Genomic DNA, 24,879 nt, shown 5'->3' with positions numbered 1-24,879 from the left:
ACGATCTTATCGTTAGCACCCTTTCTTACTACAATGCCTACATTCTGAATATGTTCCCCACTTAACTCATCAGTTTCTGATGATGTACTGTGTCAAAGTATTTCGATAATTCACAATTCACGACATATACATACTCCCTCATTCGTATAGGCTTCTACTTGATGAATCGCGTCATGCGCATTGCGTCCTTTCCTGAAACCATAACTATGATCTGAGAAGTGAGGGGCGATATATGGGTCTAAGATGTTTAATATCATCTGTTGGACGATACGGTCTCGAACTACTGGGATGCCTAATACGCATTTACCTCTACTATCTTTCGGTATATATACCCGATTTACAGGTAAGACTTGATAATTTCCACCCTTCACTTTCCGAAGAATAGCTGAACCATATTCCGATATAGTTTCTTCAATATCATCAACGATCACCCCTTGTTTAAACTTAATCGTGGGTGATTTCGGTCATTGAGAAGCCGACATCTATCTCCTTGTCTATTTCAAGATGAATTGTTGTTCAGCTCTTCTATAACTTTATTGCCTACTATGGCTTCTGCTAACTTCTCATGGTTCGTTGTTACTACGTCTTATGACGACCATGAGACCTCCCAGGTAAGCACGATAACTTTCTACTCATGTCGCTGTGTAAATGCTAAGCTAGAGTTACCAGATTCTGCTAAATAACTTTTTCCACTTTCCCTGGTCAGCAGATACGTCATCTCGTTCAATATTATCATCAATATTGAACGAGGTGAGTAATATGGAGACTAGGAAAAATGTCATGGATGTTGAAATTCATAGATTAAAGAAGAAAGGATTCAGTATTTCTCAGATTGCGATGCAGTTGGGCTTGTCAAGACCAACCGTCAGGAAATACTTGAAGATGACATTTGAAGAAGCAGAGGAGGAATTAATGGATCAAGGCATAAAGCAAAAATATTAGATGCCTATCAAGAGAATATCCTGGATTGGTTGAGAGCTTATCCTCATATGAGTGCAGCACAAGTTAAAGATTGGTTGCTCGAACGATTTTCAGACCTTGAAGTGGGTGACAATACCGTCTGTCTCTATGTGGCAGATTTAAGGGAGCGGTATCGGATTCCAAAGCAAGCTAAGCTTCGTAATTATGAAGCCGTTCCTGAATTGCCCATGGGCAAGCAGATGTAAGTCGATTGGGGGAATGTACTCAAGAAACTCAGTCAGGAGAAACCATCAAATTATATGTCATATGCTTTGTCCTATCGCATTCACGCCACAAATACACAGTCTGGAAAGACCATCCCTTTACCACGGCAGATGCCATTGAGGGACATGAGAAGGCATTCGCCTTCTATGGTGGGCGAACGGAAGAAATCATCTACGATCAAGACCGTATTATCAGTGTAGATGAGAATGCCGGAAACTTTGTCTTGACGAACGCCTTCCAGCAGTATGTGCATGAGAGTGGGTTCCAGGCAACCTTCTGTCGTGGGGCAGTTCAAGAATCAAAAGGAAAGATAGAAAGTGTGGTTAATACGTTAAGAACAACTTCACAGATAGTAGACTATATACCAATGTTGACGATTGAATAAACGTTCCTTGGCTTGGTTAGATCGTACGGGAAATCACCGTAAGCATGAAATCACAAAAAAGAGACCCAAAGAAGTGAAGACTGCTGATAAACCTCACGTATTTCTATGAGCGGGACCCAACAATCGTAAAAAATAGAGGTCATGAGTTTCACCAATTCAATCGTGTGACTCATTGCCTCTATTATTTTACTTATTTGCTTCTTTTTCTTCCTTTAATTTGATTATTCGCTTCATATTCGTTATGAATATGGTTGCACCTACTTGTAAAGTCACGCCTAATAAACCGACACTTTTGGCTTGTTTCATACCATGTCGGTTCTTTAATTCACCATGCTTGCCCTCAATCATATAGCGCGTCTTAGCTTTCTCTTTAAATCGATCTGTTTCCTGGAAATTCGCTTGATGTCGATGTAAGTTACTTTGAATAGTTACAGAATATGATTTGGACTTCGTGCCTACTTTATAACATCCTTCTTGAATTGGACATATCTTACATTTCTCCACATCAAAGAAATAGACCTCACGTTGATTTTCTTTGGCACCTTTTCTTCCTTGGCGAGCTTTGCAAATAGCTAAGTGACCTGCAGGACATTGGTAGCGTTCAGCATCCTTGTTATAATCCCATTTATCTTCATCTTTGCGATAACCGTCCATAACAGCAGAATTCAATTGTGAGACTAAATCAAAAATATGTTTTAAAGCATATTCAATATTGCGCTTACCAGAGTATGCTTTGTCTGCTATGATCGCTTCAATTTCCATGCATTATTACGTGACTTTTCATAGAGCTGCTTCATTTCAGAGCCATCTGCTCTCTCGCCAGATGTTACAATAGCTGCTGTAATAATTCGATCGCCACTCATACCCATATGGGTCTTATATCCGAAGAATGAACTATCTGCAGACTTATGCCCAAGTTTCGCATCGTCCTTGCTTAGAGAGTGTAAATTGTTCAAATCATCTTCCACTGATTCAATTAAACGGTTTAACTTTTGTTTGATGGCTTCATAAGCAAGTAATTCTGGCTTATGTTCCATCATTTGGATGAGTGATTGACAGTAATCAAGCTCACTTTGTCGATTGTCTTCATCATGACGAGGTGGAAGCTCTTCCTTAATTGAGTCATCTACTTTATAAATAGCTTTACGTAATTGTTTGGCACGTTCATGGAGAACTTCTTGAGGTTTTCTCGATTTATAAATTGAGTGAGTATGCGTGGCATCCATAATTAGATCTTTACTTTCGAGTACACCTTCATCAAGCGCTATCTTAACAGACTTTTGAATAAGTATATCTAGAAATATCTCGTCTTTAATACGTTGGCGTCGAAATTTCGAGAGCGTAGATGCGTCAATGGGGATGTCTTCCGGGCTAAGCCCAAAAAGTACTTAAGGGACATGTCATACCGCGCTCTTTCAACAAGATCTCTATCCGATAAATCATACATTGCCTTAAGGAGTAGATATTTAAATAACTGAATGGAGCATTTCAGCAGGACGACCATTGTCGGGCGAATATTTGGTAGACAACTCCTCATAAATGAAGCTAAAGTCCACCCTGTCATTCATTTGACGAAGAATATGATCCTCAGGAATTAATAAATCATATAACTCTGAGTACGAACTTAAGAGCAAAGATGTTTGATTTTACCAGCATTTATGACACCTCCATTTAGTATAGTTATATCATAAAAGCGTTCCAAAATACCGAATCTCTCGGATATTTTGGAACGCTTATTTGGGGTTTTTCAGCAGCCTCCCAAACAGTCCGACCCGCTTTATTCAACAAGTCAATATTACACAAAATGGGGAGGTGGCTGATGAATCTGTTTATACACTCAATGAGAAGAAAATTGCTGAAGAAGCTAAATATGATGGCTTTTATTGCGTATGCACTAATTTAGAAGGCGATACTGAAAGAATCGTCGCAATTAATCCCCAGCGCTGGGAAATAGAAGAAAGTTTCCGGATAATGAAAACAGAATTTAAAGCACGACCTGTTTATCTACATCGTGACACTCGTATAGAGACTCACTTCTTAGTCTGTTTCATTGCCCTTCTTGTGTATCGTATCATCTCCCAATTATTAGGCAATCAATATACTTGTTCCGAGATTTTACAATGCTTAGAAGAGATGAGATGGTTTGAAATACAAGGCGAGGGATATATCCCTGCGTATCAACGTACACATTTAATGGATCTATTACATTCTATCTTTCCTTTTCGAACAGACTATCAATTTATTGGTGACAAAGAATTTAATGAGATCTCGATTGTCAATTTAAGTTAGAAATTTTTTCACTATATTATACCACAAAAATCACCAAGAATGTCGATTTAACAACATTCTTGGTGATTTTTGTTATTAACTTATCTTACAGTCTCTTAATAAGAATTCACCAACGTGATTTGACAAAGAACCAATAAAAGATGGATGCAGGTACATCAGCACCCATCCTTATGTTGTTCGTATTAGAACATATAAATAGACAATCTACTAATAAAAAGCACATTCATTATATTGCTTCTAATACCTTTTATAAAAGAGTCAAAATAAAAAATCTTAAACAAATAGGAGTAGAAGTGATAATTTGGAATAAGATGATGTACGTAGTGGAATTAGAAATTTTTATTTAATTCATTCGAACTACTTACCTACACAAATCTCCTGCACCAATTGCAAGCGTGTGTATAATTACAAATTCATTTGTCAAATTAAAAGTCCGATACTACACAATAGCTTTCACTTCTTCGAAAACTTTCTGGATTTTTCCTAATGCTACAAACACCTGAAATTGATTATTCAGGAATGTTGTACCAGAAACTCCATCAAGTGCCTCAATAAGAGCAGAATTAATAATCGATTCATCTTTAACTTTGAATCTTAACCTTGTAGCGCATTTTGTAAAGTCTATAATATTTTCTTTTCCTATATTTTCAACGATTTGTGTTGCAATCTGACTATTATCCATTTTAACATCTCCTGTCTTTTACCAAATATCTTCTAGATTATTGAGAGCTTTAATATATTTATCATACTTCTTATCATAAACACTCTTAAGAGATTTATTAGGTAATACTCTTTCTTTTATTTGACTCATTTCATCTGCCGCCGACTGAAGCGTGTCAAATTCGCCTAAACCTACAGCAATAGAAATCGCACCACCTAAGCCACCTAGCTCATTAGCCTCTACGATTTCAATTGGTAATTGAATAACATCAGCAAGAATCTGAATCCACTGTTGTGAATTCACGATACCTCCCGCTAATCTAATTCCTTCTGTTTCAGTATTTTTCTTAGCTAGCAATTTTTCCAAGTGGAATCGATGCGAGAATGCTACACCTTCATAAACGGCTCTTAGGATGTCTTTTCGTTCAACTGAGGAATCCAATCCAATAAATGAACCTTTAGCTAAGGAGTGTGAATGACTTCCATATAGAAAAGGCAAGAAAATAAGATCATTCTTTTCCGGTGAAGTATCTTCTATAAGTCTAGCAATTTGCTCATAAATATCTACCTTATTATCAAATATCAGATTTGCAATGATATCTAAATTTCCCGCTGATGTCGCACTTGAACTTTCAATAAGATAGTGTTCTTTGTCAACAAATATCGAATTCATAATAAAATCTTCTGTTTCGACAGGTTCTTTTGCTAAATATTCATTGATACTCCACGTCCCTGCCGTAACACTAATATATTTTGGTGATAATGCATTAGTAGCAATTGCACTTGCATCAATATCAAACATCCCACCAATAACAGGTGTCCCTTCAGCTAAACCTGTCAAAGCAGCTGCTTCCGCTGATACGTATCCACAAATATCTGTGGATTTAACTAACGGAGATCGTTTCTCGTATAATTCATTTATCTCAAAGAAATCAAATATTTGGGCATCATAGTCTTTCTTATATATATCAAGCAAATTATTACTTGAAGCATCTGTATAGTCTGTATGATAAGAACCTGTTAATTTGTAACGAACAAAATCTTTTGCACTAAAAAAATATTTAATTTTTTTGTATATCTCTGGCTCATTCCGTTTCAACCAAAATAATAAAACAGGTGCATTGGTCGCTAATATGGGTTGTAGCGGCAAATCAGTAGCTTTTCCTTTAAAATAATCTGCTTCTTGATAAGCTCGATTATCCGTAGAGAGGATTCCATTACGTAAGTAGGACCCATGTTCACCCAGAACATAGACACCTTTTCCATGACCGACAGTCGCTAATCCTTTAATTGTCATAGGGTTAATTGCATTTTCAATTATTAATTCTCGAATAGCCGTGGCTATGAGTTGCCACATACCATCCATTTCAACTTCTCTTTGATTTGGCAAAAAGTCTACTCTTGGTGTAGGAAATGAATTGGACACAATCTGTTGGCCTTTGGTATCAAATAAGACAACCTTAATGTTTGTTCCGCCATTATCAACTACCAAATAATAACTCATTATACCACCTTATCTTCTTTATTAATCTAAATCTTCCCTATACTTTTGGAACGTTCGGGCAGTTTGGTCCGAAGTGCTTCAAAATAACCAGCGGTTCTACATCACTATTATTCGTGATTTCTACACCTGTAGTCGCTTTATCATGAGAAACGAAGAACTCATCTGAACTTTGTTGTCCAAAACGTAGTAACGTTGGTGACTCTGCTTTATAGTTTCCGAATTGACCATAACCTTGAATTACGATACATCCGTAAGCTGCTCCGTCGCTAATAGTTACAGTTTGCCCAGGGTAAACTGTTAATTGCTTAGCTGAGAAGTACTCGTTACCATATGTAATCCACTCTTGCTTATAAGCGTCCGTATCTGTTTCAGTAATTGGAGGTCTAAAGTTGCTAGCTTTATAATGAGGATCAACGTTCTTCTCCCAATCAAGTAGATCAAAGACAGCATCAATATTACCTTGTTGATCTTCAGGGAGTTCCTCATCTAACATTTCTGGTGGGTAAATCTCCCCTGACACAGTGTTTTCAAATACTGAGTTAACATCTGAGTTCCATTGTGGCTCATAAGTAAGAACGGATGCTGGCGCATGAATTACTCCAGGTGCTGTATACCAACCCGTTCCTAATTCAATCCGGTAAGCCCTCGATAATTCAGTGATTCTTGTATCATCTGTTGCAAATTTGCGAATACGCTCTTTAACTTCTTCAGGATCTGTATCTGGATCAAAACCAAAGTAAGTATAACCTGACTCTCCAAAATGGTTGTTCAACTGCGGCGGAAAGAAATATGCTTCTGGTTTTCCAAGTTTTCCAACCTTTGCAGCATCTTCAAAACCTAAATGTAAATGATGGAATAGCGGATTTAAATTATCGAAAAACTTAGAATACATTGGCCATCCATTATATTCATTCCAAAGTTCTTGTCCAACAAGTTTATCCTGTAAAACTTCAACAGCATACTTCAAAGAAAATTTATCGTCAGTATCAAAGCCAACACTTACATAACTCAACCCTTCATCAGCCTTAGCCTCTTTACCATTTTGCGCTGCGATTGTGGATGAGAACCAACGCTCAGTAATAGAACCACGATGCATTCCAAAAACGAAATAATCATCTGGATGAAGTTTCAACCGTTTCCCAGCCTTACCAAATCGTCTCGGAACAAATGATGGGAACATACGGAAGATACCATCATTTCTCTCAAATGTTTCCTCAACAAGTTTTTCTTCATTTCTTATATTTGTGCCGACTAGATTGTCTTCTTCTGCCGCTTTGTTTAATACTTCTGTAAGTTCTTGTTGAGATTTCATAATAATATCTTTTTGATTCATGTTATCTTCCTCCTTTAACAAACACCTTTTTGTAATATTATATTTGCATAACGTCTCGTATCGTTTGTTTGAACAACATAATACGCATTTTCAACCTCTTTGTAAAAATCTAAACGTTCCAGATAATGAAATTCATCAAACGCTCCACTAAAATCTTTCGTCTTAATAATATCTTTATAAGAAACCCATACTTCAGGTATGGGTTCGCTTGCTCTATGATTCATAAGATATACAGGGTCATTAATGAAATCATCTAGAGGATAGAAAGTTAAAATTGCTTCCAGTAGTTCATCAGTTTTAACTCCATTCATTACCTCTAGTTTTTGTGCATGTGAGAATGCAGGAAAATTAGCATCGACAATAACCAATTTGTCCGAATGACCCATTTCCATCATATGCTGCATTAGTGAAGGTGAGATGATATCAGGAATATTCCTTAACATATGATACCCCTTCTTATTTTTTTATTGTTTTTCTAATTCAGCTTTATCAAGAATCGTTACATCAATTGGAATTTCAGCTTCTACTTCTTCTCCATTAACCATTTTTTGTGCGGTTTCAATTGCTAATTGTCCCATTAAAACAGTTTGTTGTTCAACTGTAAGAATCATTGTTCCTGCTTCAACAGCTTTAACTGCATCTTCTCCTGCGTCAAATCCTGTAATATAAATATCTTCACCCGGCACTTTACCTAAAGCACTTACTGCTTCGATTGCACCAAGTGCCATTTCATCGTTAGCCGCAATAATTGCTTTAACATTCGGGTTTCCTTGAAGTAAGTTTTCCGTTACAGTCATCCCTTCAGCACGGTCATAGTTTGCTGTCTGTGAAGCAACAATATTAACATTACCTTCCAAAGCATTATTAAAACCTTCTTGACGATCAATTGCACTTGAAGCTCCGGGTATACCTTCTAAAATTACAACTTCATCTTCTCCTGAAAGCACATTCTCTAACATATAATTACCAACTGCTTCCCCTGCAAGAACATTATCAGTACCGATATATGTATCAATCTCAGCGCCTTCGACAACGCGGTCAACAGCAATGACTTTAATACCCGCATCAATTGCCATTTGAACAGATGGACCTACAGCCGCTGAGTCTTCAGGGTTTACAACTAACACGTCAATGCCAGTGCTAATTAAATCCTCAATATCAGTCGCTTGTTTGGCAGTATCATTTCCTGCATCAACAATTGATAATTCAACACCTAGTTCTTTAGCTTTCTCTTCCGCACCATCCGCCATAGAGACAAAGAAAGGATTATTTAATGTTGAAATAGAGAAACCAACTTTTGCTGTTTCTTGTGCTTGGACAGAAGTAAGTCCACTGAAGATACCTAAAGATAAGATCAAAGCCATTACTAAACTATATATTTTCTTGAAAGTATTCATTTTATTTTCTCCTCTTTTTTTAAATGATTATTGTTTTCGTCTATCAGACAACACAGCGAACAGAATAACTAAACCTTTTACAACATCTTGCAGATACGAGTTGATGCCTAAGATATTCATCCCATTACTCAATACTGCAATAATTAATACACCAATAAGTGTCCCAGTTAATTTACCACGCCCCCCGTCCATACTCGTACCACCAATAGCTGTAGCTGCAATTGCGTCAAGCTCATACCCTGTACCTAAAGTAGGCTGAGCAGAGTTTAACCGTGAAATTAAAATCAATCCGGCAATCGTAGACATCAAACCTGAAAGTGTATATACGAATACCTTTACTTTTGAAGTATCGATACCAGAAAGTTTCGCCGTCTTCTCATTTGATCCAACTGCATAAATCTGTCGACCCAAAGATGTCTTATTAAGTAAAATATATATTAGAATGAAAGCAATCGCCATAATAATAATAGGTGTTGGTATACCTAGAACAGTTTTCCGGCCGATAAATTCTAGTACATTCGCTCCAGCGTATTCAGGGCTTGTAATACCTGAAATTGGGCGACCATCGGTATAAATTAGAGTCAAGCCACGATAAACAGTCTGTGTGATTAAAGTCGCAATAAAAGGTTGTAGCCTTGCTTTACCAACTAAAACACCTCCTACTACACCTAGAAGTAATCCAACAACTAAAGCGATCAAAATAGCTACTGGTACCGGAATGCCTAAGTTCACAATCATGCCTGCTGTTAAAGCTCCTGTTAAGGCTAAGATTGGGCCTACACCTAAGTCAATACCACCTGTCAGAATTACAACCGTCATACCGAATGCAATCAAGCCATTTGTTGATGCTTGACGAAGTAGGTTTAGAATATTATCAAGCGTTCTAAACTCTGGACTAATAAAGGCTAATGCTAGTACTAATATAACTAACGCAATTACTGCACCCAATTCCTGGGTGTTTATTCTTTTTCTACTTGTCTCGCTCATTTGAGTATCCCTCCTGTTGCTAATGTCATAATATTCTCTTCAGATATTTGTTCTTTTTCTAAGATACCTCTTAAATCACCTTCGCGCATTACAGCAACTCGATCACTCATGCCAATAATTTCAGGTAAGTCTGATGAGACCATGATAATTGCAATGCCTTGTTCAGTTAAGTCATTAATTATTTGATAAATCTCTTCTTTAGCTCCAACGTCGACACCACGTGTAGGCTCATCTAATATTAAGACTCTAGGATTAGAAAGAACCCATTTAGCAATGACGACTTTCTGTTGATTTCCACCACTCAAATTGCCTGTTTCAGTTTCAATATTAAACGTTTTAATTTTAAACATATCTACAGCAGAATTCGCTAAATCTTTCTCTTCTTTTTCTTTAATGAATCCATTAGGTGCTAGTTCATCGAAGTTTGTGAGTGTTAAATTCTCTCGAATACTTTTATCTAGCAGGAGTCCTTCTGATTTTCTGTCCTCCGTTACAAATGCAATACCGGCATCCATTGCCTCTTGTGGAGTATTTACCTTTACAGTCTCACCATCAATAATAATTTGTCCAGATGCTAATGGTACACTACCGAAAATACCATGCATAATTTCAGATCGCCCAGATCCCATAAGTCCACTAAAACCTAGGACTTCACCCGCTCTCACATCGAAAGTAATATCTTTAACCATTTCTTCTAGCGAAAGATCTATAACCTCGAAGCGAACATCACCAATTTTAGTTGATCTCGATGGATAACGATTCGTCAACTCTCGTCCAATCATCATCTTAACCAGCTCATCATCGTTGGTTTCGTGAGTATTCTTTGTGTCAATATATCTTCCATCTCGCATTACAGTGATTCGGTCAGAAATTTGAAAGATTTCTTCCATTCGGTGTGAAATATATACGATTGAGACATTTCGTCTTTTTAAGGTATCAATTACCTCAAAGAGTTTCTTTGTTTCAGTATCAGTTAATGCTGCTGTAGGCTCATCCATAATAATGACATCAACTTCTGACATTAATGCCTTACTAATTTCAACCATCTGCTGTTGTCCAACAGATAATTCTGACATTTCTTGTTCCGGCCGAATACCCGTTTCCAATGAATCCAATATTTCTTTGGATTGTTTCTTCATTTCTCTTTCATTAAGTATACCAAAGCTTCCTTTTATTTCTTTATTTAAGAACATGTTTTGCTCTACAGTCATGTCTGTAAGGACATTTAATTCTTGATGGATAAAAGCGATTCCATTCTCTTCAGCCTCTTTCGGACCAATAAACTCAGTTTCTTTTCCATTAATTAGTATTTGGCCATTATCTTTATGGTGAACACCCGTTAGGATATTCATTAATGTTGATTTACCTGCCCCATTTTCACCCATTAAAGCATGAACTTCTCCTTCTTTGATTTCAATTGATGCATTATGCAGTACTTTATTGTCGCCGAAAGACTTCTCAATATCAATCATCTGAACATGCACTATAATCACTCCTTATTACTACGTTATATACTAAAAGAAAACGTTAGATTGCAGAATTATATTCGAAAACGGAGTGATTTCTCCTGTACGAATAATAGCTTTGGAAGAACTTGTTTTAGACTTAAATGTTTCATGGCTAACATATTCTATATCAATGTCATCTGGCAACATATCCAACATCTTCCTATGCACATCTTTATTATTTAGCTTAATTTCCTCAGCAAGAATCACTTTCTCGATGTGCATATCTTCTAATAATATTGATAGCACTTCAATAAAACTTGGTTTACCCGCTTTTAGTGCGAGATCAATACGCTTAACTTCATCGGGTATCGGTAAACCACAGTCACCAATTGTTAGTTGGTCTGTGTGACCCATTTGAGATAAAACTGTTGAAATTTCACTGTTTAAAATTCCATGCTTCTTCATACTGAGGATGCTCCTTTATCTGATTAATGGTTGGGTATCCCGACTGGGCTCCGAAATGCTGGATAGAGATGGACGAGGCTATATTTGCAAACTTAATAGCGTTTTCAATATCAAGATTGTTAATGATACCAGCGGCAAAAGCACCATTAAAGCAATCGCCTGCTCCTGTAGTATCTACAACATTCTCTGTAAAAATTGCTGGGATTTCTTGAATAGAAGCACCATCGTGAAAAATTGCTCCTTTTGAACCAAGAGTTACAATCACTTTATTCGGATACTTCTTCAAAACATCCTCTAAAGTCTGATTTGGAAATAACACAGAAAATTCTGTCTCATTCGGGGTCAAGTAAGAAACTTTGTCTAAATATGATTTATCAATATGCTTAGCAGGAGCTGGATTATACAGTACTGCTATGTTTCTTCTATAGCATAAATCTATGACTGCCTCTACAACTTGTATGGTTAGTTCATTCTGAAGAATAACGATTTTCGCTTGCAGAATGAATTCCTCATACTCTTTTAAATTTTCAACTGCAAACTTTGCATTTGCACCTGGAATATAAATAATCGAATTATCTTTCTCGATTAACTGAATCAAAGCTGTTCCTGACGCGATATCAACCTTTATTACTTTGGATGTGTCTACATTATTCTCTTTTAAGTTCTCAACTAAATTATCTCCAAATACGTCAGTACCCACAGCACCAATCATTGTAGTCGAGGCGCCTAATCTTGCAGCTGCAATAGCCTGATTAGCTCCTTTCCCTCCAAATGAAAACGCAATATCATTCCCCTCAATCGTTTCTTGTGGAGAGTTTAGCGCAACTGATCAAGGTAAAATAAAAAAACTAGGCTTAGTTAAAAGCCCAGTTAATAATAATCTCGTCCCCATCAATTATGATACTTGATATGAGAGAGTGCGTGAGCGCTCTCTTTTTTTCTTTTTCATCACTATTTAGTATTTCTTCCGCTGTAAGTAAAATAGCTTTAGTTTCCTCAATGCTTAAATCAGGTTCGTCATCTTCTAATTGCTCGACGTAATCGACTAATCTTTCCTTCTCAATGTTTAACTTATCTATTCTCTCTAATACTTCATCTTTCTGAGATAATCCCATTTGATATAAGTCTAACAATCGCTCTAGTTGCTTATCGATGTCGCTGATTCGTTTCTCATAGGCTTTTATCTCTGAACTATTATCGTCCGCATCAGTAGCTTGTTCTAATAAATATGGATTAAAGATCAGCTTCTTAATCTCATCAGAAATAATCTCATCGAGTTTAACAACTGCAAAAGCAGTATTCATACAATTAGGGTCTTTAATCATACGTTTGTTCGTCTTAGCTCTAGAGTAACACGTATAATAAGGCCGATAAGTTCGATTAGGTTTGTGGCCAGAGAATGAACCCTTAGCAAAATACCTACCACCACAATGAGCACAATACAATAATCCGGTCAGCATGTGTTTAGCTTGAAAGTAACGTTTGCCGCCATTCTTGCTACTGTCTCTTTCGTCGTATAATTTCTGTGACTTGTCGAATGTTTCTTGAGTTAATATAGCCTGATGTTTACCTGGATAACTGTTACCTTTCCAGTTGATGACACCTGTGTATAGCTCGGTCTTGAGTGCACTCTGGATTGATGAGTCATGCTTCCAGCCACCTGTCTTTGTGGTGTAACGCTCGTTCATATAATTTCTGATTCGGTTAATAGGCCAACCAGCCTGGAATAACGAATGTATCTTACGAACTTGTTCTGCCTCGTACTCATTAATAATTAGTTCGCCGTCGACATAATCATAACCGATTGGATCCCATCCTCCGCCATGCCAAAGACCTTCCTTAGCTCTAGCATCTAAACCCATTTGCATACGCTCACGAATTTGCTCTCTTTCAAGTTGAGAGAACACAGATAGTATCCCTATCATCGCTCTGCCAAAAGGGGTAGAGGTGTCGAAGTTTTCGTTCATGCTTATGAACGCTACGTTATTTGGATTGAAGACGTCCTCTATAAGAAGCAGTGTATCTTTCTGTGACCGGGATAATCTATCTAACTTATAAACCAGTACTGCTTCTAATTTGCCTTGTTTAATATCCGTAATCATTTGTTTTAACGCAGGTCTGTCGGTGTTCGCACCACTGTAGCCTCCGTCTGTGTATACATTTGCAACATCCCAACCTTTGGCCGTGCAATAGGCTTGCAGTCTTTCGGTCTGTTCTCCAATTGAGTACCCTTCGTTTACTTGTTCTTGGGTACTTACTCTAACGTAAATTCCTGTTAGCATAGTATTTCACTCCTATTTCTGATAAAATAGGGCATAGCAAATAAGCTTAGCCCTAAGCTATTTGTGTCGAATCTCACTCCACAGCTTTGGTCGGTTAGGGAGTGGGATTTTTTAAATAAAACTTTTTATGATTTGATAGTATTCAAGTATAGATAAATCCTTTCAAATAAATCATGGGGTAAATCAAATAGATCATAAATCGTTTGATCAGCTATCCTTTTCGTAGGTGCAAACGTTTTTCCGTTGATATACGGTAAAAACCTGAGCAGTAAATCTTCAATGAATTTTGCTTTCAAATTTACGTCCATAGTGAATCCTAATATTACAGAAATAGCTGCATATAAATCTTTCCGTCCTATACCGCTAAGTGCTAATTCATCATCATATAACGTATTATTAAAAAAATGTTTTGCTGATTGAAAATGTACGCTATGTGATATTTTTTCTTTAAAATGGATTTTCCCATGGGCAGCCTGATTTCTGTATTCTCTCAAAAACTGTAAGTTATTATAAAAGAATATCTCTTGAAATTCTGGATAAAGTCCAGAGTTATCAAAATAATCTTTTCTAATTTCACGTTTAAGAGAATCATCTAGCATATCATACCAAAAAATAACAGTAGAAAATGAAAGGTCATTAACGACTATCCATGGAGGGATATTCAATTTTGTATCTTTAAAATGCTTAGTTGTTGAATTCCGCTTAGACTCATTTATCACATTCTCTATACTTTTTAGCGCAGTAGCTCTAGTCCCTCTATTATCAGAGTAGTGGCTTCTAATTAGATACTTTTCTTCAGTGTCTCCAATATTCATTGCTACGGTATAACTTAGACGTGACCTAATAGATTTTTCGATATAAATTATATACTTGAATAATGCGTTGCTTATATCCACATCTAAAAAGTAAACTTGCATAAAATCATCGAAAGTCACGCCCTCTCTAACTAAATCACTCTCACCTTCTTTTAAAAAATATCTTTTGTACCCATTGATGATGGTATAGTAAGAATGACTTTGTAGAGCTTGACGAGCCTGTAGCTCAGAATTTATAATTATTCCTTTTTGTTGTATTTTTTCAAGCTGTCCGTCATAAGACTCTTTATGGACATATTCGCACATAAAAAAACGAGGCTCCTTTCCGTATGGAATAAGAGCCTCGGACAACTTCCCGTTGTCATTTCAGACACTCTTATTCTATCATTCATAGCTGAAATCGTCAAGCTAGCTTGATGGGATCTAGGATTTTTATTGTAGAATCTTTTATTTGCCATTCTTTATTATCAGAATCATCAACTGGCAATTCAACGTTTGTATAGTATTCTTTTTCTTGTAGCAAAGGTGTGATGGCCATTGTCAATGAATTACCTTTTGTTTTTTCTTGTTTTTGACAAACAAGAAAATTATTGTATATCTCTACTACTTGTATAGTATCTTTTATAAAATCAAATCGACCTAAGTTCTTGTCGGTTTTGGGATCCGTAATTAATGGTCCGGGTTCAAAAATGGATATATAATCTCCATGATGGATAGATATATCTTTTGTTATTCTCACTATTATCGTATATGAATTTGGGATTTCTACTACGTATCCTATTTCTGGCTCAGTCCAATTTTCTATAACTAGCTCTTCACTCAAATTAATACACTCCTTTTATCACTTGATTATCTTCTGCAAATCTACCGAAACTCTCCTGAATTTGGCCGATAAATCACATTTGTATTACCTATGAGGTTGCAGTCTAGTTATCATCTACCTAAATTCAGGATGGATAAACGTCCCTTCAGCTAGCTCCTCTAGATTATCTAAAATAAACTTATCATAATTTATTTTATCAATTGTTTCTTTGGTAATAGGATAAACTGCAACCTTACTTAATTCAGTATTTCCGTATTTATCTGTCATATCAGCAAGACCACTAACTCTTAAAAGTTCAAAATCTAAATCTTTGACAGCTTCCATAAATTCAACAATTTGACCCTCAAATCCACGTCTAGAAGAAGCTAAGCTCAATCCCCCGATTTCAATTCGTGAATCAACCTCAATATACCCTGTTTCCTCATCATATTTTACTTCTTTTAGATTGTCACCAAAAATAGATTTTGCGAAGTGCTCTACTATTTCCTGAGGAGTTGCATCTTCGGGTAACTCACTGACTTGACTTACTTCATTTTGGTTTTGATTATCTTCTGCATGGATAGTCGTAATTGGCAACAAAGTTAATATGCTTGATAAAAGTAAAAGTTTTTTCAATCTCTATTCCTCCTTGTAAAACACCAGTTATCTAATAGGTTATAGTAGCTTTTTTATAACAATTCCCCCTTGACTTTATACATCTCAAAAGCTTCTTCGATAACATCAACTGGTAACTCTAGCTCTTCTGCAACTTCATAATTCATTACAGTCTGATTTTCAAATTTCGTTAAACATTCGATAGGAATTAACTTCTGATAGCTCCAGCGCCTAGCTTTCACTTCTTCTTTGCTATTAGCGATCTCTTTATAATTAACAATGTTTTTTGTGGCTGAAGTTTCGTAATGGCCAATCTCCTCAGCAAGGGTAGCGAGAGCTTGCTGAAAAGGTAAGTTCGCATTTATATATATTTTACGATTTACTATAAGTCCAGATAAGCAATCAGGCATATCAGATCTAAATTTAAAAGTTAGCTCATTATCGTATTCAGCCATTAGCTTCTCTAAATCATTCAAATTCGCTACCTCTCTTCTTTCACCTTCTTAATAAAGTCATTAATTTCTTGCATTTCTTCTTCAGTTAGATCATCGTCATGGTGGGCAGCGATTAAAATGTCATCATCTTCCATACCCTTCTGCAAATCTAACTCATGCTCAGCGTATCTATATACTCGCTTCTGTCTTTCGGGTTCTAATTGTTCATAAATAGAAGTAATATCATTAACAGATTCCATCTGATCAGATATTCCAAACAACCACGATGGGCTAACATCTAAAGCTTCAGCCATAATATATATTTTATCTTGTTTCGGCTCATATTTATCTGATAACCATTCACTTATAACAGACTTAGATATTCCTGTAAGTTTTGATAACTCAGCTTGTGTTATACCTTTATTGTGGAGCGCAGCTCTAATTCTATCTGATATTTTCATTTTAGACTCCTTTCCTACAACAATATTCGCATATCCGAACTATTTTGTCAATATACTAAAATATTTTTGGTTATAAATAAAATTCTTTTCTAAAATAGTTGACAAACAATTCGGTTATCCGTACAATAAAGTTAATTAGTTCGGAAAAACGAACTAAAGAGAGGAGGATTTTATGATTGTTGAATTTGATTATTCAAAGCTTCGAGGTCGCATTAGAGAGAAGTTTGCTTCTTACAAAAATCTAATCCCTAACTTGAGTTGCTCTACTTTAGATACGGAATCAAAGTTGAGCAAAAAGCTTAATGGTCATTCTACTTTTGATAGCAAAGAAATAATAGACATGGCTAAAGCATTGGGAATTCCCAATGATGAGTTAGACGAATATTTTTTTAACGCAAAAGTTCGGAAAAACGAACGAAGTGCATAAAGGAGACCGCATGAAAAATACAAACGAAACATATAGCGTCATCCACATCATGCTCGACGGAACTCGTAAAGAGAGCATTGAGGGAGTCGTAGTTGAATTAAATGATAAGACGGAGATTGCGTATAGCGTATTAGCCGACCGTGAAGAGCTAAGGAAGGGGGCGTAAATATGATGGATACGAAGAGATGACAGATAAGGAAGTAGAAGAGCTTTTTGGTGCTGCAGCTAAAACTATAAATTATGAATTTAGGGGATGATGAGATGTATATAGAAATCATGGCCATTCTTGCAGTACCTGCGATAGGACTATGTGGGTTCTTACTAGGGAAGCAATCTGTACAAAGTGACGAGAATAAAGCTTATCGAGCAGGACTTAGAGATGGTTACGACGATGCAAAGGCTAGCAACAATGTTGTTGATTTTAGAAAAGTGAGGTAATGGAATGATTCATGAAGTACTTAAGCAATTAAGAGAAGAGGCAGGTCTAACTCAATCCGAACTGGCGCATGAGCTGGGAGTTGATAAGACGACAGTTTCTCATTGGGAAATCGACCGAAATCCAAGTGAAGAACATATAGAGGAATTAGCTGAGTTTTATGGCATCACGCCGGAGGAGTTGGAATGTGGGGTGATACGATGAAGAAGATAGCAAAGACACTCGCCCTAGTCACTATTGGGGTAGCGATAGGGCGAGCAGGTAAAGGAAAAATTAATCATTTTATTACTAAGTATAGAGAAGGCGAAAATCTGAAAGCTGAAGCATGGATTCAAGTCGACGCCTTAGGAAAATCATTTTGCTTTTCAAAGAAATCTATTGATATTAGCTAACCTTTTTTCCACTTATTACCTGGTTTTTGGGTTGGTGGCAACCGGTCTCCCTTATCAATGTTCACGATACGGGGATCATCAACTTGTCCACCACGAGGGCCGACTTCTGTATATTTTCCAGCAGGTTTATTGTCTTCACCTGGTTTGTAAAGATTTTTGGACATCTATTCACCTCCGTTCCAGTTAATTTTACTAATCGCTCAGTTGGTATAGGTCGATTAGCAAGAATAATTATATCATGCTGTGTTTGCGAACACAACATATAGTAGAAACTAACGTTCTGGAGATGATTAAAACAATGTTAAATAATTCAAAGATACAACATCTTGTGTATAAACATGAAGGGAGCATTAACAGCCTGGCAAAAGAAATAGGTGTGGAACATTCTACAATTATCAGGCTTATTAATGGAAAGAGCAAAGATATGAAGCTAAGTACAGCATTCAAGCTAGCGGATGCGCTAGGCGTGAATGTGAATGAGTTTAGGAGGCAATAACATGCATCGATTAATTATCAATGAGGATGGGATTTATTTAGATGATAAAAAATTAGAAAGCTTAATGAATGTAAAAATTGAAAGCTCTATGGATGGATTAGCAGAACTTTCAATAAAAATGGTTGTTGATTTTATGGAAGGAAGTAACTCTGAATGGCGGCAGAAGCCACTCCAGTAGCAATCTCTTTTAATGAATCTAACGTAAAGACGCCAACTTTCTTAGCTATATCTTTTGTTTTATTCCAGTTAGTATCGGCTCTAATTTCACCAATGAATTTATGGCCAGCTGGAGTTAGATTTTTAATGATAACATTATCGCTTGTCCAAGTTGGTTTAGTAATTAGGTTTGCTTGGGACAAATAATCGATATGGTAGTAAACCTCATTAAGGGTATAGTTTTGTTCTAAATCACGTCCGTTAGATGAATCAAAAATAACGAATGTATTGAAATCTGATTCGTCCTCAATCACTAAAAGTAGTTCACGAACTAAATCAAAATCTAGTCTCATTTATTCACCTCATTTCCTCTTTATTTTTAGATTCATTGAATAGTGACCGCTATTCAGCGGAACCTCTGCAAGATAATTATAACAACATGTGGCTACAAACACAATATATAGTGTTTCGGTTTGGAAGGAGATTGTCAAATCAATGTTAAACAATAAAGTTGTTCAACATCTTGTGTCTGAGACAGGATTAAGTATTAATAAGTTAGCTAAGAGTATTGGGGTTGATCATTCTACGATTATTAGACTGTGTAACGGCGAAAGTAAAGATATGAAATTAAGCACAGCATTCAAACTGGCTGATGCATTAGGAGTTGACATTAATGAATTTAGAAAGGAAGAAGAAAATGAAATTTAAAGAATTAGCACCAACAGTAAAGGATTTAGTTCTACGTTTAATTTGTGATCATTATTGGGATATTTCTCACCCACTCAGTGACGAGAGTTTAAGAGAAATAGCCGAGCTATACGTGTACTCTGCAGATGGTCGCATTGTTGGGTCTACAGCACAGTAGAAAGGAAAGTAAGATATGCAACTAGCGACAACAATAATTTTGATAATCGCGGTGGTTCTCCAACTCATCGTCCTAAAGCGGATCCGTGAATCTGACGATGAATAATTTTAGAGAAAGGAGAAGGTACATTGAATGAAATAAATAACCGAACTGAAGAGATATTTAGTTCCAAGTTTGACTACTCGATAGTTGATGATAGCACAGCAAGCTATCTTTCTGAAAAAGAGTATATCTTAACTGGCATTCATCACCGATATTCAAATGAAGTAGGAAAAGTTTTGTATGAGGCGCAACAAGAGCTTTCCGATAATCATCAGGGTGTTTTTGAAAAATGGTATACAGCATTAGGTTTTTACAAAACAAATGTATATAAATACATAAACAGTTACAAGTATACGCTGGAGTTAGAGAGTCGTTCCGAATCGGAACAACTAGAAATATTTAATCAACAACCAAAATCAATTAGAGATGAAATGTCAAAACCATCAGCAATTCCAGAAGTAAATCAAGCGGTATTCGATGGAGATATTACTACTCACAAAGAATATAAGGAGCTGGAAAAGCGACTCAAAGAACGCGACGAGGAGTTAGCCAAGAAAGACTTAATCATCGAAAAGCAACAACAGATGACGGAGATCCTTCGCAAGAAAAACGAACAGAAGGAAATTGAGTATGTAGAAATCAAGGTTGAGCCTGATGACTACTTTGACAATAAAGCAAGTCTCGAGAATCTAGGAAAGCGTAATGACTTTCTTGAGAAGCAGATTTCTGAAATGCAAAGTCAAATGGACGAAGTGAATCAGAACTCTGAGAAGTATAAGCAACTATCCCAAGCACTGCAGCAAGCGCAAGGCCGGTTGGATGAAACGCAGAAGATGATTGGTAACTACAAGAACTTAATGGATCTTATCCGAGGTGGCGATGAGTACCTGAGCAGAGTTAGTTCGCTGGTCTACAGTGATTTATCAGAGATTGTTAAGTCTGACGGTGTGGCCAAGCGTGAATTAGACAATCTGATATATAACACACAGCGCTTTGTAGATGATTTAAGAGCCTTAACAAACGGGGACGGAATTATAGAAGGAGTGGTTATTGATGAATGAAATTGTAGGACAAAGCAAAGATAGCGAGCAGTCACTGCAAGTTATCGAACAGATTGCTCAAATTGGTCAAGCATTAACACAAGTGAGCGAGCAGTTCACTAACCATGAAAAACGAATTGAACAACTAGAGGACACGATGCGTGTTAACGGAGTCCAAGAGTTGAGGATTGATAAGGCAGTGAAGCATAAGGTAGTGAGCTATCTCGGTGGGAAAGACTCGAGAGCTTACGCTGACCGGAGCTTACGAGCAAGAACATTTGGAGCAATCAATCGAGAAATCAAGTTGAAGTTCGGTATCCCTAGACGGGCTGAGCTTCCGGCGAAAGACTATCAGCAAGCAATGGCTTTTATCGATTCATGGATGATTGATAAGGTTCTGGCTGATGAGATTAGACAGGTTAATCAGCCGTTGAAGGTGGTGAATCAGTGAGAGAATTAATTATTGATTGGTTGGATAAATACTTGGAGACGGGGAATGAAAGTTATTTAAAAGATATCGTGACACTGATTTCGATTGAAGTTAAACAGAATGAAAGAGAACAAAAATAGCCCGCACGGCAATGCGGACTTAGAAAAAAACATTCAATCAGATTATAACACAAAAGGAGAATAAATATGAAATTGACAACATTACAAAAAATACTAGGTGAACAATTAGAATTGCTAGCAGGAAAAAGTGAAACACTACAACCTATAGATGTCGATAAAGCTAACGCTATAACCGCCATGTCTAAACAAATTATAAATAACGCAAGCGTCATTCTAAGAGCGGAGCGACAAAATGGGAAAGCGAAAGAAGACCTTATCTAAAGATAAAATTGATTTTATTAAAAATAACTACAACAGGTTTAGTTCAAAGGAACTAGCTGAACATCTTAATGTAAATGCTTCTACAATCGTAAAATATCTTTCTCAAGTTTTATCAAAACATGAGCTTGAAGAAAGACGGATTGAGAATACCAAAAAATCTTTAAAAAAGAGAACTGAAACATATAGGTTTACAAGCAAAGACTTAGACATTATATCAAAATATTCTGGTTTAGTTTACGGGAATGAATTACATAAAATATTAAGCGAATTAGGTTTAAGGAAAATGGGCAGATCTAAGTTTGAGATACTACTGAACGAAACAAATTTTGTGTCAAAGAAACGCAATGAAGATTACAGATTGTTTATTGATGGCAATTCGAATAACTTCGATTTGGACAACTTAATACTTATTTCAAAAGATGTATACAACTGGTTATATCACAACGACATGCTGAACTTACAAGGTGATCCTTTATTGGCAGCCATTAAGTTAGCTGAATATAAAACTAGTTTTAATAAAAAAAGGAGGGATTTTAACATGCAAAGTAGAGATATTTACGGCGTACCTCTCGAACCCAGAGAACCGAAAGTAATAGCCATGACCTGGGATAATGAACCGATTTACGAGGGTGAATACGTCTATGAAACACCCTACGGTGAATATGTGAAAGAGGAAGATTTGTCCCGGTGGATTAATGACACGTTAGGACGACCAAGAGAATTATGGAGGGAAGATTCGTGGCAGAACTTATAAGAGGTTACGATATCGCAGAAAATCATGATGAATGGCTTAAGTTGAGGAGTAAAGGCTTGGGTGGTAGCGATATCGGGAGTGTGTTGGGTTTAAACCCCTATAAGAGTCCTTATCAAGTATGGTTGGAGAAAACGGGTCAACTTGAACCGGAAGACTTGAGTGATAAGGTGGCCATTCAAATAGGTAATGAGCTTGAGGACTTGGTAGCTCGTATGTTTACGCAACAAACGGGTAAATCTGTTCGTAAAGATAACAAAACGCATTATCACAAAGAGTATCCATTCTTGTTAGCAAATATCGATAGAAAAGTAACTGCTGAACATGCCTTACTAGAATGTAAGACGACGAGTGCTTTCAATGCAGACCAATGGAAAGGAGATAACATTCCAGCGAGTTATCTTATGCAAGTGCAGCACTATCTAAACGTATTAGATTATGACCGGGCTTATATCGCGGTGATCATTGGCAATCATGACTTTGTTTATAAAGAGATTGAGAAGGACCCGGAACTTATCGACTTATATCAAGAGCAAGCCGTTAAATTTTGGACGGAGAATGTTATGCAAATGATAGAACCCGAGGTTGATGGTAGCTATAGCACTAAACAAGCTTTAGAATCCGTTGCTTATGAACCTGGCAAAGCTGAACCATTACAACCTGCACAACGTGAAATCGCTGAATACATCTTGAGTATGAAGCAAGACATTAAACTGCAGCAAGACCTGCAGAAACAATCTGAAAACATCTTGAAAGATTACATGGCTAAGAATGAGCTAACAGAGTTAACGTCAGAGTCTATGGCCATTACTTGGAAGACCGTCAAACGTAAAACAATAGACTCCAAACGACTAAAAACTGAACGACCAGATATATACGAAGAGTATAGTAAAGAATCAAGTAGCAAACGTTTCGAAATAAAGGAGAGATAAATATGAGAATTAAAGAAAAATTAAGTCAGAATCGTCGAGATTTTAGAGCAATTTATGAATGTGAACATTGTGGACATACCTATGAATCTAGCGGATATGACGATTATAACTTTCATAATAACGTTATACCTACTTTTAAATGTCCAGAATGTAGCAAAACTGCTGATGATGACTATAAGCCAATGAGTACATTATATCCAGAAGGCTATCAAATTTAATTAGGGGGGATAACAATGGCAACTAATGAAAGCATTAAGAATCAATTGAAGCAACAAGAACAGCCAAAGCAAATGCAGGAACGACCGCAAGTAAATAGCGTTCAAGGTTTGCTTAAAAACCCAGTTATTCAAGGGAAGTTCCAACAATTACTTAAAGAGAAAACATCTGGGTTCACATCTAGCTTAATTACATTAGTGAATGGTGATAGCTATTTAAGCGATAGCGATCCAATGAGTATCATCACTGGAGCCATGCAAGCAGCGCAGTTAGATTTACCGCTAGAAAAACAATTCGGGTTCGCTTATCTAGTACCGTTTAACTCCAAAGAAGGAAATAAATGGGTTAAAAAGGCTCAGTTTGTTCTAGGGTATCGTGGATACATTCAGCTGGCACAACGGTCTGGACAATACAAATCTATCAACGTAGGGAATGTTTATGAAGGTCAATTAGAGTCATGGAATCCACTAACAGAGGAATTGGTGTTTAATCCAGAGGGGAAAGTTAGTGATAACGTGGTTGGCTATTTCGGTTATTTCCAACTATTGAACGGGTTTGAGAAAACAGTTTATTGGACTAAAGAACAGGTTGAGAAGCACCGAGTTGAAAATAACAAGAGCAAAGATAAGAGCAAATTGACCGGGGTATGGACAAGCAATTATGATGCGATGGCTCAGAAAACGGTGCTCCGTAATCTGCTGAGCAAATGGGGGATTTTGTCTATTGAAATGCAGAAAGCTGTTTTGGTGGATGAAAGTGAGGAATTCCAAGAGGAGCAAGAACAGATATTGCAAGATGTGACTCCAGTAGAAACAGCGACGGTTGAAGCTAATCCAGTGGCAATCGAAGCGATTGAAACAGATAAATAAGGAGGACGACATGTTAGATAAATACGAGAAATCAATTAGCGAGTGGTCAATTGCTAGAAACTTACACACGCAAGACCCGAACGCACAATTTACCAAAGTTGAAGAAGAAGTCGCTGAAATTGGCGAAGCCCTTGAATCTGGTGATAAGACTGAATTAATGGACGCTATTGGCGATACATTTGTCACCATCGTTATCTTGGCCCAGCAATCAGGATTAAGTTTTCTCGATTGTGTTCGTATGGCTTATAACGAGATTAAAGACCGTAAAGGCCAATTAATCGACGGCGTATTTGTTAAGGAGGCAGACCTACATGACTAAAGAAGAATTTATTGAGGAGTTCGCTAAACGTAGCGGCGGTGATTC

At 36.8% G+C, this 24,879-nt stretch carries 39 protein-coding genes and 2 pseudogenes; 22 read left to right on the top strand and 19 right to left on the bottom strand.

The annotated features are described in order from the left end of the window. Positions 1–110 precede the first annotated feature (110 nt). Positions 111–431: a reverse transcriptase family protein gene (locus CL176_RS02360; protein ID WP_162890783.1), complete on the bottom strand. Its 321-nt coding sequence runs from the start codon at positions 429–431 to the stop codon at positions 111–113. A gap of 328 nt (positions 432–759) precedes the next feature. Between CL176_RS02360 and CL176_RS02355 the strand changes: the two genes are divergently transcribed. Genes CL176_RS02355 through CL176_RS02350 form a run of 3 tightly spaced genes read left to right on the top strand, consistent with a single transcriptional unit; the run spans position 760 to position 1,570 of the window. Further along, positions 760–942, top strand: a complete 183-nt coding sequence (locus tag CL176_RS02355; protein ID WP_118989880.1) for a helix-turn-helix domain-containing protein — start codon at positions 760–762, stop codon at positions 940–942. A gap of 47 nt (positions 943–989) precedes the next feature. Beyond that, positions 990–1,166, top strand: coding sequence for a hypothetical protein (locus tag CL176_RS12175; RefSeq protein ID WP_162890782.1), 177 nt, complete (start codon positions 990–992; stop codon positions 1,164–1,166). Between the two features lie 5 nt (positions 1,167–1,171). Further along, on the top strand, positions 1,172–1,570 hold the full coding sequence (locus CL176_RS02350; protein WP_162890781.1) for a DDE-type integrase/transposase/recombinase: 399 nt from the start codon (positions 1,172–1,174) through the stop codon (positions 1,568–1,570). Between the two features lie 186 nt (positions 1,571–1,756). Here the strand turns inward: CL176_RS02350 and CL176_RS02345 are convergent. Beyond that, a pseudogene (locus tag CL176_RS02345) lies at positions 1,757–3,204 on the bottom strand (IS1182 family transposase). A gap of 115 nt (positions 3,205–3,319) precedes the next feature. Between CL176_RS02345 and CL176_RS02340 the strand changes: the two are divergent. Then, positions 3,320–3,859, top strand: a pseudogene (locus CL176_RS02340) (IS1634 family transposase); the annotation flags it as partial. A gap of 439 nt (positions 3,860–4,298) precedes the next feature. On the opposite strand, the gene CL176_RS02330 reads toward CL176_RS02340, so the two are convergent. The 15 genes from CL176_RS02330 to CL176_RS02260 form a co-directional block, all read right to left on the bottom strand. Further along, positions 4,299–4,541 (bottom strand): PTS sugar transporter subunit IIB, encoded by a 243-nt coding sequence (locus tag CL176_RS02330; protein WP_118989876.1) that lies wholly within the window; start codon positions 4,539–4,541, stop codon positions 4,299–4,301. A gap of 18 nt (positions 4,542–4,559) precedes the next feature. Further along, positions 4,560–6,023, bottom strand: a complete 1,464-nt coding sequence (locus CL176_RS02325) for an FGGY-family carbohydrate kinase (protein WP_118989875.1) — start codon at positions 6,021–6,023, stop codon at positions 4,560–4,562. Positions 6,024–6,060: 37 nt separating this feature from the next. Further along, positions 6,061–7,356, bottom strand: coding sequence for a hypothetical protein (locus CL176_RS02320; protein WP_205528125.1), 1,296 nt, complete (start codon positions 7,354–7,356; stop codon positions 6,061–6,063). A gap of 14 nt (positions 7,357–7,370) precedes the next feature. Further along, a complete protein-coding gene (locus CL176_RS02315; protein ID WP_118989874.1) occupies positions 7,371–7,799 on the bottom strand; it encodes an RbsD/FucU family protein in 429 nt (142 codons plus the stop codon). Between the two features lie 21 nt (positions 7,800–7,820). Then, positions 7,821–8,753, bottom strand: a complete 933-nt coding sequence (locus CL176_RS02310; protein ID WP_118989873.1) for a substrate-binding domain-containing protein — start codon at positions 8,751–8,753, stop codon at positions 7,821–7,823. Between the two features lie 27 nt (positions 8,754–8,780). Continuing rightward, complete coding sequence (locus CL176_RS02305; RefSeq protein WP_118989872.1) at positions 8,781–9,740, bottom strand: ABC transporter permease; 960 nt, start codon at positions 9,738–9,740, stop codon at positions 8,781–8,783. Further along, a complete protein-coding gene (locus CL176_RS02300; protein WP_118989871.1) occupies positions 9,737–11,224 on the bottom strand; it encodes a sugar ABC transporter ATP-binding protein in 1,488 nt (495 codons plus the stop codon). The genes CL176_RS02305 and CL176_RS02300 overlap by 4 nt, the downstream gene beginning before the upstream one ends. A gap of 30 nt (positions 11,225–11,254) precedes the next feature. After that, positions 11,255–11,653 (bottom strand): D-ribose pyranase, encoded by a 399-nt coding sequence (gene rbsD / locus CL176_RS02295; protein ID WP_118989870.1) that lies wholly within the window; start codon positions 11,651–11,653, stop codon positions 11,255–11,257. Then, complete coding sequence (locus CL176_RS02290) at positions 11,625–12,452, bottom strand: ribokinase (RefSeq protein ID WP_118989869.1); 828 nt, start codon at positions 12,450–12,452, stop codon at positions 11,625–11,627. The genes rbsD and CL176_RS02290 overlap by 29 nt, the downstream gene beginning before the upstream one ends. Positions 12,453–12,507: 55 nt before the next feature. After that, positions 12,508–13,935 carry a recombinase family protein gene (locus CL176_RS02285; protein WP_118989868.1) on the bottom strand — a complete coding sequence of 476 codons (1,428 nt, stop codon included), beginning with the start codon at positions 13,933–13,935 and terminating at the stop codon, positions 12,508–12,510. Positions 13,936–14,060: 125 nt separating this feature from the next. Further along, positions 14,061–15,056, bottom strand: a complete 996-nt coding sequence (locus CL176_RS02280) for an Abi family protein (protein WP_118989867.1) — start codon at positions 15,054–15,056, stop codon at positions 14,061–14,063. A 97-nt stretch (positions 15,057–15,153) separates the two neighbouring features. Continuing rightward, positions 15,154–15,573: a hypothetical protein gene (locus CL176_RS02275; RefSeq protein ID WP_118989866.1), complete on the bottom strand. Its 420-nt coding sequence runs from the start codon at positions 15,571–15,573 to the stop codon at positions 15,154–15,156. 114 nt (positions 15,574–15,687) lie between these two features. Continuing rightward, the gene (locus CL176_RS02270) at positions 15,688–16,188 is read right to left on the bottom strand and encodes a hypothetical protein (RefSeq protein WP_118989865.1); all 501 of its coding nucleotides are present in this window, start codon (positions 16,186–16,188) and stop codon (positions 15,688–15,690) included. A 53-nt stretch (positions 16,189–16,241) separates the two neighbouring features. After that, complete coding sequence (locus CL176_RS02265; protein WP_118989864.1) at positions 16,242–16,643, bottom strand: ImmA/IrrE family metallo-endopeptidase; 402 nt, start codon at positions 16,641–16,643, stop codon at positions 16,242–16,244. Between the two features lie 5 nt (positions 16,644–16,648). Further along, entirely contained in the window at positions 16,649–17,062 is a 414-nt protein-coding gene (locus CL176_RS02260) for a helix-turn-helix domain-containing protein (protein ID WP_118989863.1), read from the bottom strand. 172 nt (positions 17,063–17,234) lie between these two features. Between CL176_RS02260 and CL176_RS02255 the strand changes: the two genes are divergently transcribed. The 5 genes from CL176_RS02255 (at position 17,235) to CL176_RS02245 (ending at position 18,317) form a co-directional block, all read left to right on the top strand. Then, entirely contained in the window at positions 17,235–17,489 is a 255-nt protein-coding gene (locus CL176_RS02255) for a DUF739 family protein (RefSeq protein ID WP_118989862.1), read from the top strand. A 10-nt stretch (positions 17,490–17,499) separates the two neighbouring features. Further along, the gene (locus CL176_RS12170; protein WP_162890779.1) at positions 17,500–17,655 is read left to right on the top strand and encodes a hypothetical protein; all 156 of its coding nucleotides are present in this window, start codon (positions 17,500–17,502) and stop codon (positions 17,653–17,655) included. A 95-nt stretch (positions 17,656–17,750) separates the two neighbouring features. After that, entirely contained in the window at positions 17,751–17,927 is a 177-nt protein-coding gene (locus CL176_RS12165; RefSeq protein WP_162890778.1) for a hypothetical protein, read from the top strand. A gap of 4 nt (positions 17,928–17,931) precedes the next feature. After that, positions 17,932–18,129, top strand: a complete 198-nt coding sequence (locus CL176_RS02250) for a helix-turn-helix domain-containing protein (RefSeq protein WP_118989861.1) — start codon at positions 17,932–17,934, stop codon at positions 18,127–18,129. Further along, positions 18,126–18,317 (top strand): hypothetical protein, encoded by a 192-nt coding sequence (locus CL176_RS02245; RefSeq protein WP_162890730.1) that lies wholly within the window; start codon positions 18,126–18,128, stop codon positions 18,315–18,317. The genes CL176_RS02250 and CL176_RS02245 overlap by 4 nt, the downstream gene beginning before the upstream one ends. Here CL176_RS02245 and CL176_RS02240 read toward each other — a convergent pair. After that, entirely contained in the window at positions 18,314–18,481 is a 168-nt protein-coding gene (locus tag CL176_RS02240) for a YjzC family protein (RefSeq protein ID WP_118989859.1), read from the bottom strand. The genes CL176_RS02245 and CL176_RS02240 overlap by 4 nt on opposite strands. A 74-nt stretch (positions 18,482–18,555) precedes the next feature. Here CL176_RS02240 and CL176_RS12945 point away from each other — a divergent pair, with 74 nt between their 5' ends. Together CL176_RS12945 and CL176_RS12160 are read left to right on the top strand one after the other, a co-directional pair. Then, positions 18,556–18,813 carry a helix-turn-helix domain-containing protein gene (locus CL176_RS12945; RefSeq protein ID WP_118989858.1) on the top strand — a complete coding sequence of 86 codons (258 nt, stop codon included), beginning with the start codon at positions 18,556–18,558 and terminating at the stop codon, positions 18,811–18,813. A 1-nt stretch (position 18,814) separates the two neighbouring features. Next, positions 18,815–18,991: a hypothetical protein gene (locus CL176_RS12160; protein WP_162890776.1), complete on the top strand. Its 177-nt coding sequence runs from the start codon at positions 18,815–18,817 to the stop codon at positions 18,989–18,991. On the opposite strand, the gene CL176_RS02230 is transcribed toward CL176_RS12160, so the two are convergent. Then, positions 18,945–19,322 carry a DUF2513 domain-containing protein gene (locus CL176_RS02230; RefSeq protein ID WP_118989857.1) on the bottom strand — a complete coding sequence of 126 codons (378 nt, stop codon included), beginning with the start codon at positions 19,320–19,322 and terminating at the stop codon, positions 18,945–18,947. The two genes, CL176_RS12160 and CL176_RS02230, sit on opposite strands and share 47 nt — an antisense overlap. 142 nt (positions 19,323–19,464) lie before the next feature. Between CL176_RS02230 and CL176_RS02225 the strand changes: the two genes are divergently transcribed. The 11 genes from CL176_RS02225 (at position 19,465) to CL176_RS02185 (ending at position 24,834) form a co-directional block, all read left to right on the top strand. Further along, positions 19,465–19,677 carry a helix-turn-helix transcriptional regulator gene (locus CL176_RS02225; protein ID WP_118989856.1) on the top strand — a complete coding sequence of 71 codons (213 nt, stop codon included), beginning with the start codon at positions 19,465–19,467 and terminating at the stop codon, positions 19,675–19,677. After that, positions 19,667–19,834: a hypothetical protein gene (locus CL176_RS12155; protein ID WP_162890775.1), complete on the top strand. Its 168-nt coding sequence runs from the start codon at positions 19,667–19,669 to the stop codon at positions 19,832–19,834. The genes CL176_RS02225 and CL176_RS12155 overlap by 11 nt, the downstream gene beginning before the upstream one ends. Before the next feature lie 128 nt (positions 19,835–19,962). After that, positions 19,963–20,937, top strand: a complete 975-nt coding sequence (locus CL176_RS02220) for a hypothetical protein (protein ID WP_118989855.1) — start codon at positions 19,963–19,965, stop codon at positions 20,935–20,937. After that, a complete protein-coding gene (locus tag CL176_RS02215) occupies positions 20,930–21,367 on the top strand; it encodes an ORF6C domain-containing protein (protein WP_118989854.1) in 438 nt (145 codons plus the stop codon). The genes CL176_RS02220 and CL176_RS02215 overlap by 8 nt, the downstream gene beginning before the upstream one ends. After that, positions 21,364–21,486, top strand: coding sequence for a hypothetical protein (locus CL176_RS12810; protein WP_276101817.1), 123 nt, complete (start codon positions 21,364–21,366; stop codon positions 21,484–21,486). The genes CL176_RS02215 and CL176_RS12810 overlap by 4 nt, the downstream gene beginning before the upstream one ends. A gap of 66 nt (positions 21,487–21,552) precedes the next feature. Then, positions 21,553–21,747, top strand: a complete 195-nt coding sequence (locus tag CL176_RS02210; RefSeq protein WP_118989853.1) for a hypothetical protein — start codon at positions 21,553–21,555, stop codon at positions 21,745–21,747. Then, the gene (locus CL176_RS02205) at positions 21,719–22,501 is read left to right on the top strand and encodes an HTH domain-containing protein (RefSeq protein WP_118989852.1); all 783 of its coding nucleotides are present in this window, start codon (positions 21,719–21,721) and stop codon (positions 22,499–22,501) included. Before CL176_RS02210 ends, CL176_RS02205 begins: the two co-directional genes overlap by 29 nt. After that, positions 22,486–23,430: a YqaJ viral recombinase family nuclease gene (locus CL176_RS02200; protein WP_162890774.1), complete on the top strand. Its 945-nt coding sequence runs from the start codon at positions 22,486–22,488 to the stop codon at positions 23,428–23,430. The genes CL176_RS02205 and CL176_RS02200 overlap by 16 nt, the downstream gene beginning before the upstream one ends. Positions 23,431–23,432: 2 nt before the next feature. After that, positions 23,433–23,648 carry a hypothetical protein gene (locus tag CL176_RS02195; RefSeq protein ID WP_118989850.1) on the top strand — a complete coding sequence of 72 codons (216 nt, stop codon included), beginning with the start codon at positions 23,433–23,435 and terminating at the stop codon, positions 23,646–23,648. Between the two features lie 15 nt (positions 23,649–23,663). After that, a complete protein-coding gene (locus tag CL176_RS02190) occupies positions 23,664–24,515 on the top strand; it encodes a recombinase RecT (protein WP_118989849.1) in 852 nt (283 codons plus the stop codon). Between the two features lie 10 nt (positions 24,516–24,525). Continuing rightward, positions 24,526–24,834, top strand: coding sequence for a MazG-like family protein (locus CL176_RS02185; protein ID WP_118989848.1), 309 nt, complete (start codon positions 24,526–24,528; stop codon positions 24,832–24,834). Positions 24,835–24,879 lie beyond the last annotated feature (45 nt).

The sequence above is a fragment of the Suicoccus acidiformans genome (assembly GCF_003546865.1).
Taxonomy (GTDB): domain Bacteria; phylum Bacillota; class Bacilli; order Lactobacillales; family Aerococcaceae; genus Suicoccus; species Suicoccus acidiformans.
The sequence above is the reverse complement of the archived record's forward strand: the minus strand, read 5'-3'. Positions and strand labels throughout refer to the sequence as shown.

Excerpts from the sequence above, each read along its gene's own strand:
- CL176_RS02355 (WP_118989880.1), top strand. The coding sequence starts at position 760 with ATGGAGACTAGGAAAAATGTCATGGATGTTGAAATTCATAGATTAAAG.
- CL176_RS12175 (WP_162890782.1), top strand. The coding sequence starts at position 990 with ATGAGTGCAGCACAAGTTAAAGATTGGTTGCTCGAACGATTTTCAGAC.
- CL176_RS02330 (WP_118989876.1), bottom strand. The coding sequence starts at position 4,541 with ATGGATAATAGTCAGATTGCAACACAAATCGTTGAAAATATAGGAAAA.
- CL176_RS02325 (WP_118989875.1), bottom strand. The coding sequence starts at position 6,023 with ATGAGTTATTATTTGGTAGTTGATAATGGCGGAACAAACATTAAGGTT.
- CL176_RS02320 (WP_205528125.1), bottom strand. The coding sequence starts at position 7,356 with ATGAATCAAAAAGATATTATTATGAAATCTCAACAAGAACTTACAGAA.
- CL176_RS02315 (WP_118989874.1), bottom strand. The coding sequence starts at position 7,799 with ATGTTAAGGAATATTCCTGATATCATCTCACCTTCACTAATGCAGCAT.
- CL176_RS02310 (WP_118989873.1), bottom strand. The coding sequence starts at position 8,753 with ATGAATACTTTCAAGAAAATATATAGTTTAGTAATGGCTTTGATCTTA.
- CL176_RS02305 (WP_118989872.1), bottom strand. The coding sequence starts at position 9,740 with ATGAGCGAGACAAGTAGAAAAAGAATAAACACCCAGGAATTGGGTGCA.
- rbsD (WP_118989870.1), bottom strand. The coding sequence starts at position 11,653 with ATGAAGAAGCATGGAATTTTAAACAGTGAAATTTCAACAGTTTTATCT.
- CL176_RS02285 (WP_118989868.1), bottom strand. The coding sequence starts at position 13,935 with ATGCTAACAGGAATTTACGTTAGAGTAAGTACCCAAGAACAAGTAAAC.
- CL176_RS02280 (WP_118989867.1), bottom strand. The coding sequence starts at position 15,056 with ATGTGCGAATATGTCCATAAAGAGTCTTATGACGGACAGCTTGAAAAA.
- CL176_RS02260 (WP_118989863.1), bottom strand. The coding sequence starts at position 17,062 with ATGAAAATATCAGATAGAATTAGAGCTGCGCTCCACAATAAAGGTATA.
- CL176_RS02255 (WP_118989862.1), top strand. The coding sequence starts at position 17,235 with ATGATTGTTGAATTTGATTATTCAAAGCTTCGAGGTCGCATTAGAGAG.
- CL176_RS12170 (WP_162890779.1), top strand. The coding sequence starts at position 17,500 with ATGAAAAATACAAACGAAACATATAGCGTCATCCACATCATGCTCGAC.
- CL176_RS12165 (WP_162890778.1), top strand. The coding sequence starts at position 17,751 with ATGTATATAGAAATCATGGCCATTCTTGCAGTACCTGCGATAGGACTA.
- CL176_RS02250 (WP_118989861.1), top strand. The coding sequence starts at position 17,932 with ATGATTCATGAAGTACTTAAGCAATTAAGAGAAGAGGCAGGTCTAACT.
- CL176_RS02245 (WP_162890730.1), top strand. The coding sequence starts at position 18,126 with ATGAAGAAGATAGCAAAGACACTCGCCCTAGTCACTATTGGGGTAGCG.
- CL176_RS02240 (WP_118989859.1), bottom strand. The coding sequence starts at position 18,481 with ATGTCCAAAAATCTTTACAAACCAGGTGAAGACAATAAACCTGCTGGA.
- CL176_RS12945 (WP_118989858.1), top strand. The coding sequence starts at position 18,556 with ATGCTGTGTTTGCGAACACAACATATAGTAGAAACTAACGTTCTGGAG.
- CL176_RS12160 (WP_162890776.1), top strand. The coding sequence starts at position 18,815 with ATGCATCGATTAATTATCAATGAGGATGGGATTTATTTAGATGATAAA.
- CL176_RS02230 (WP_118989857.1), bottom strand. The coding sequence starts at position 19,322 with ATGAGACTAGATTTTGATTTAGTTCGTGAACTACTTTTAGTGATTGAG.
- CL176_RS02225 (WP_118989856.1), top strand. The coding sequence starts at position 19,465 with ATGTTAAACAATAAAGTTGTTCAACATCTTGTGTCTGAGACAGGATTA.
- CL176_RS12155 (WP_162890775.1), top strand. The coding sequence starts at position 19,667 with ATGAAATTTAAAGAATTAGCACCAACAGTAAAGGATTTAGTTCTACGT.
- CL176_RS02215 (WP_118989854.1), top strand. The coding sequence starts at position 20,930 with ATGAATGAAATTGTAGGACAAAGCAAAGATAGCGAGCAGTCACTGCAA.
- CL176_RS02210 (WP_118989853.1), top strand. The coding sequence starts at position 21,553 with ATGAAATTGACAACATTACAAAAAATACTAGGTGAACAATTAGAATTG.
- CL176_RS02205 (WP_118989852.1), top strand. The coding sequence starts at position 21,719 with ATGGGAAAGCGAAAGAAGACCTTATCTAAAGATAAAATTGATTTTATT.
- CL176_RS02195 (WP_118989850.1), top strand. The coding sequence starts at position 23,433 with ATGAGAATTAAAGAAAAATTAAGTCAGAATCGTCGAGATTTTAGAGCA.
- CL176_RS02190 (WP_118989849.1), top strand. The coding sequence starts at position 23,664 with ATGGCAACTAATGAAAGCATTAAGAATCAATTGAAGCAACAAGAACAG.
- CL176_RS02185 (WP_118989848.1), top strand. The coding sequence starts at position 24,526 with ATGTTAGATAAATACGAGAAATCAATTAGCGAGTGGTCAATTGCTAGA.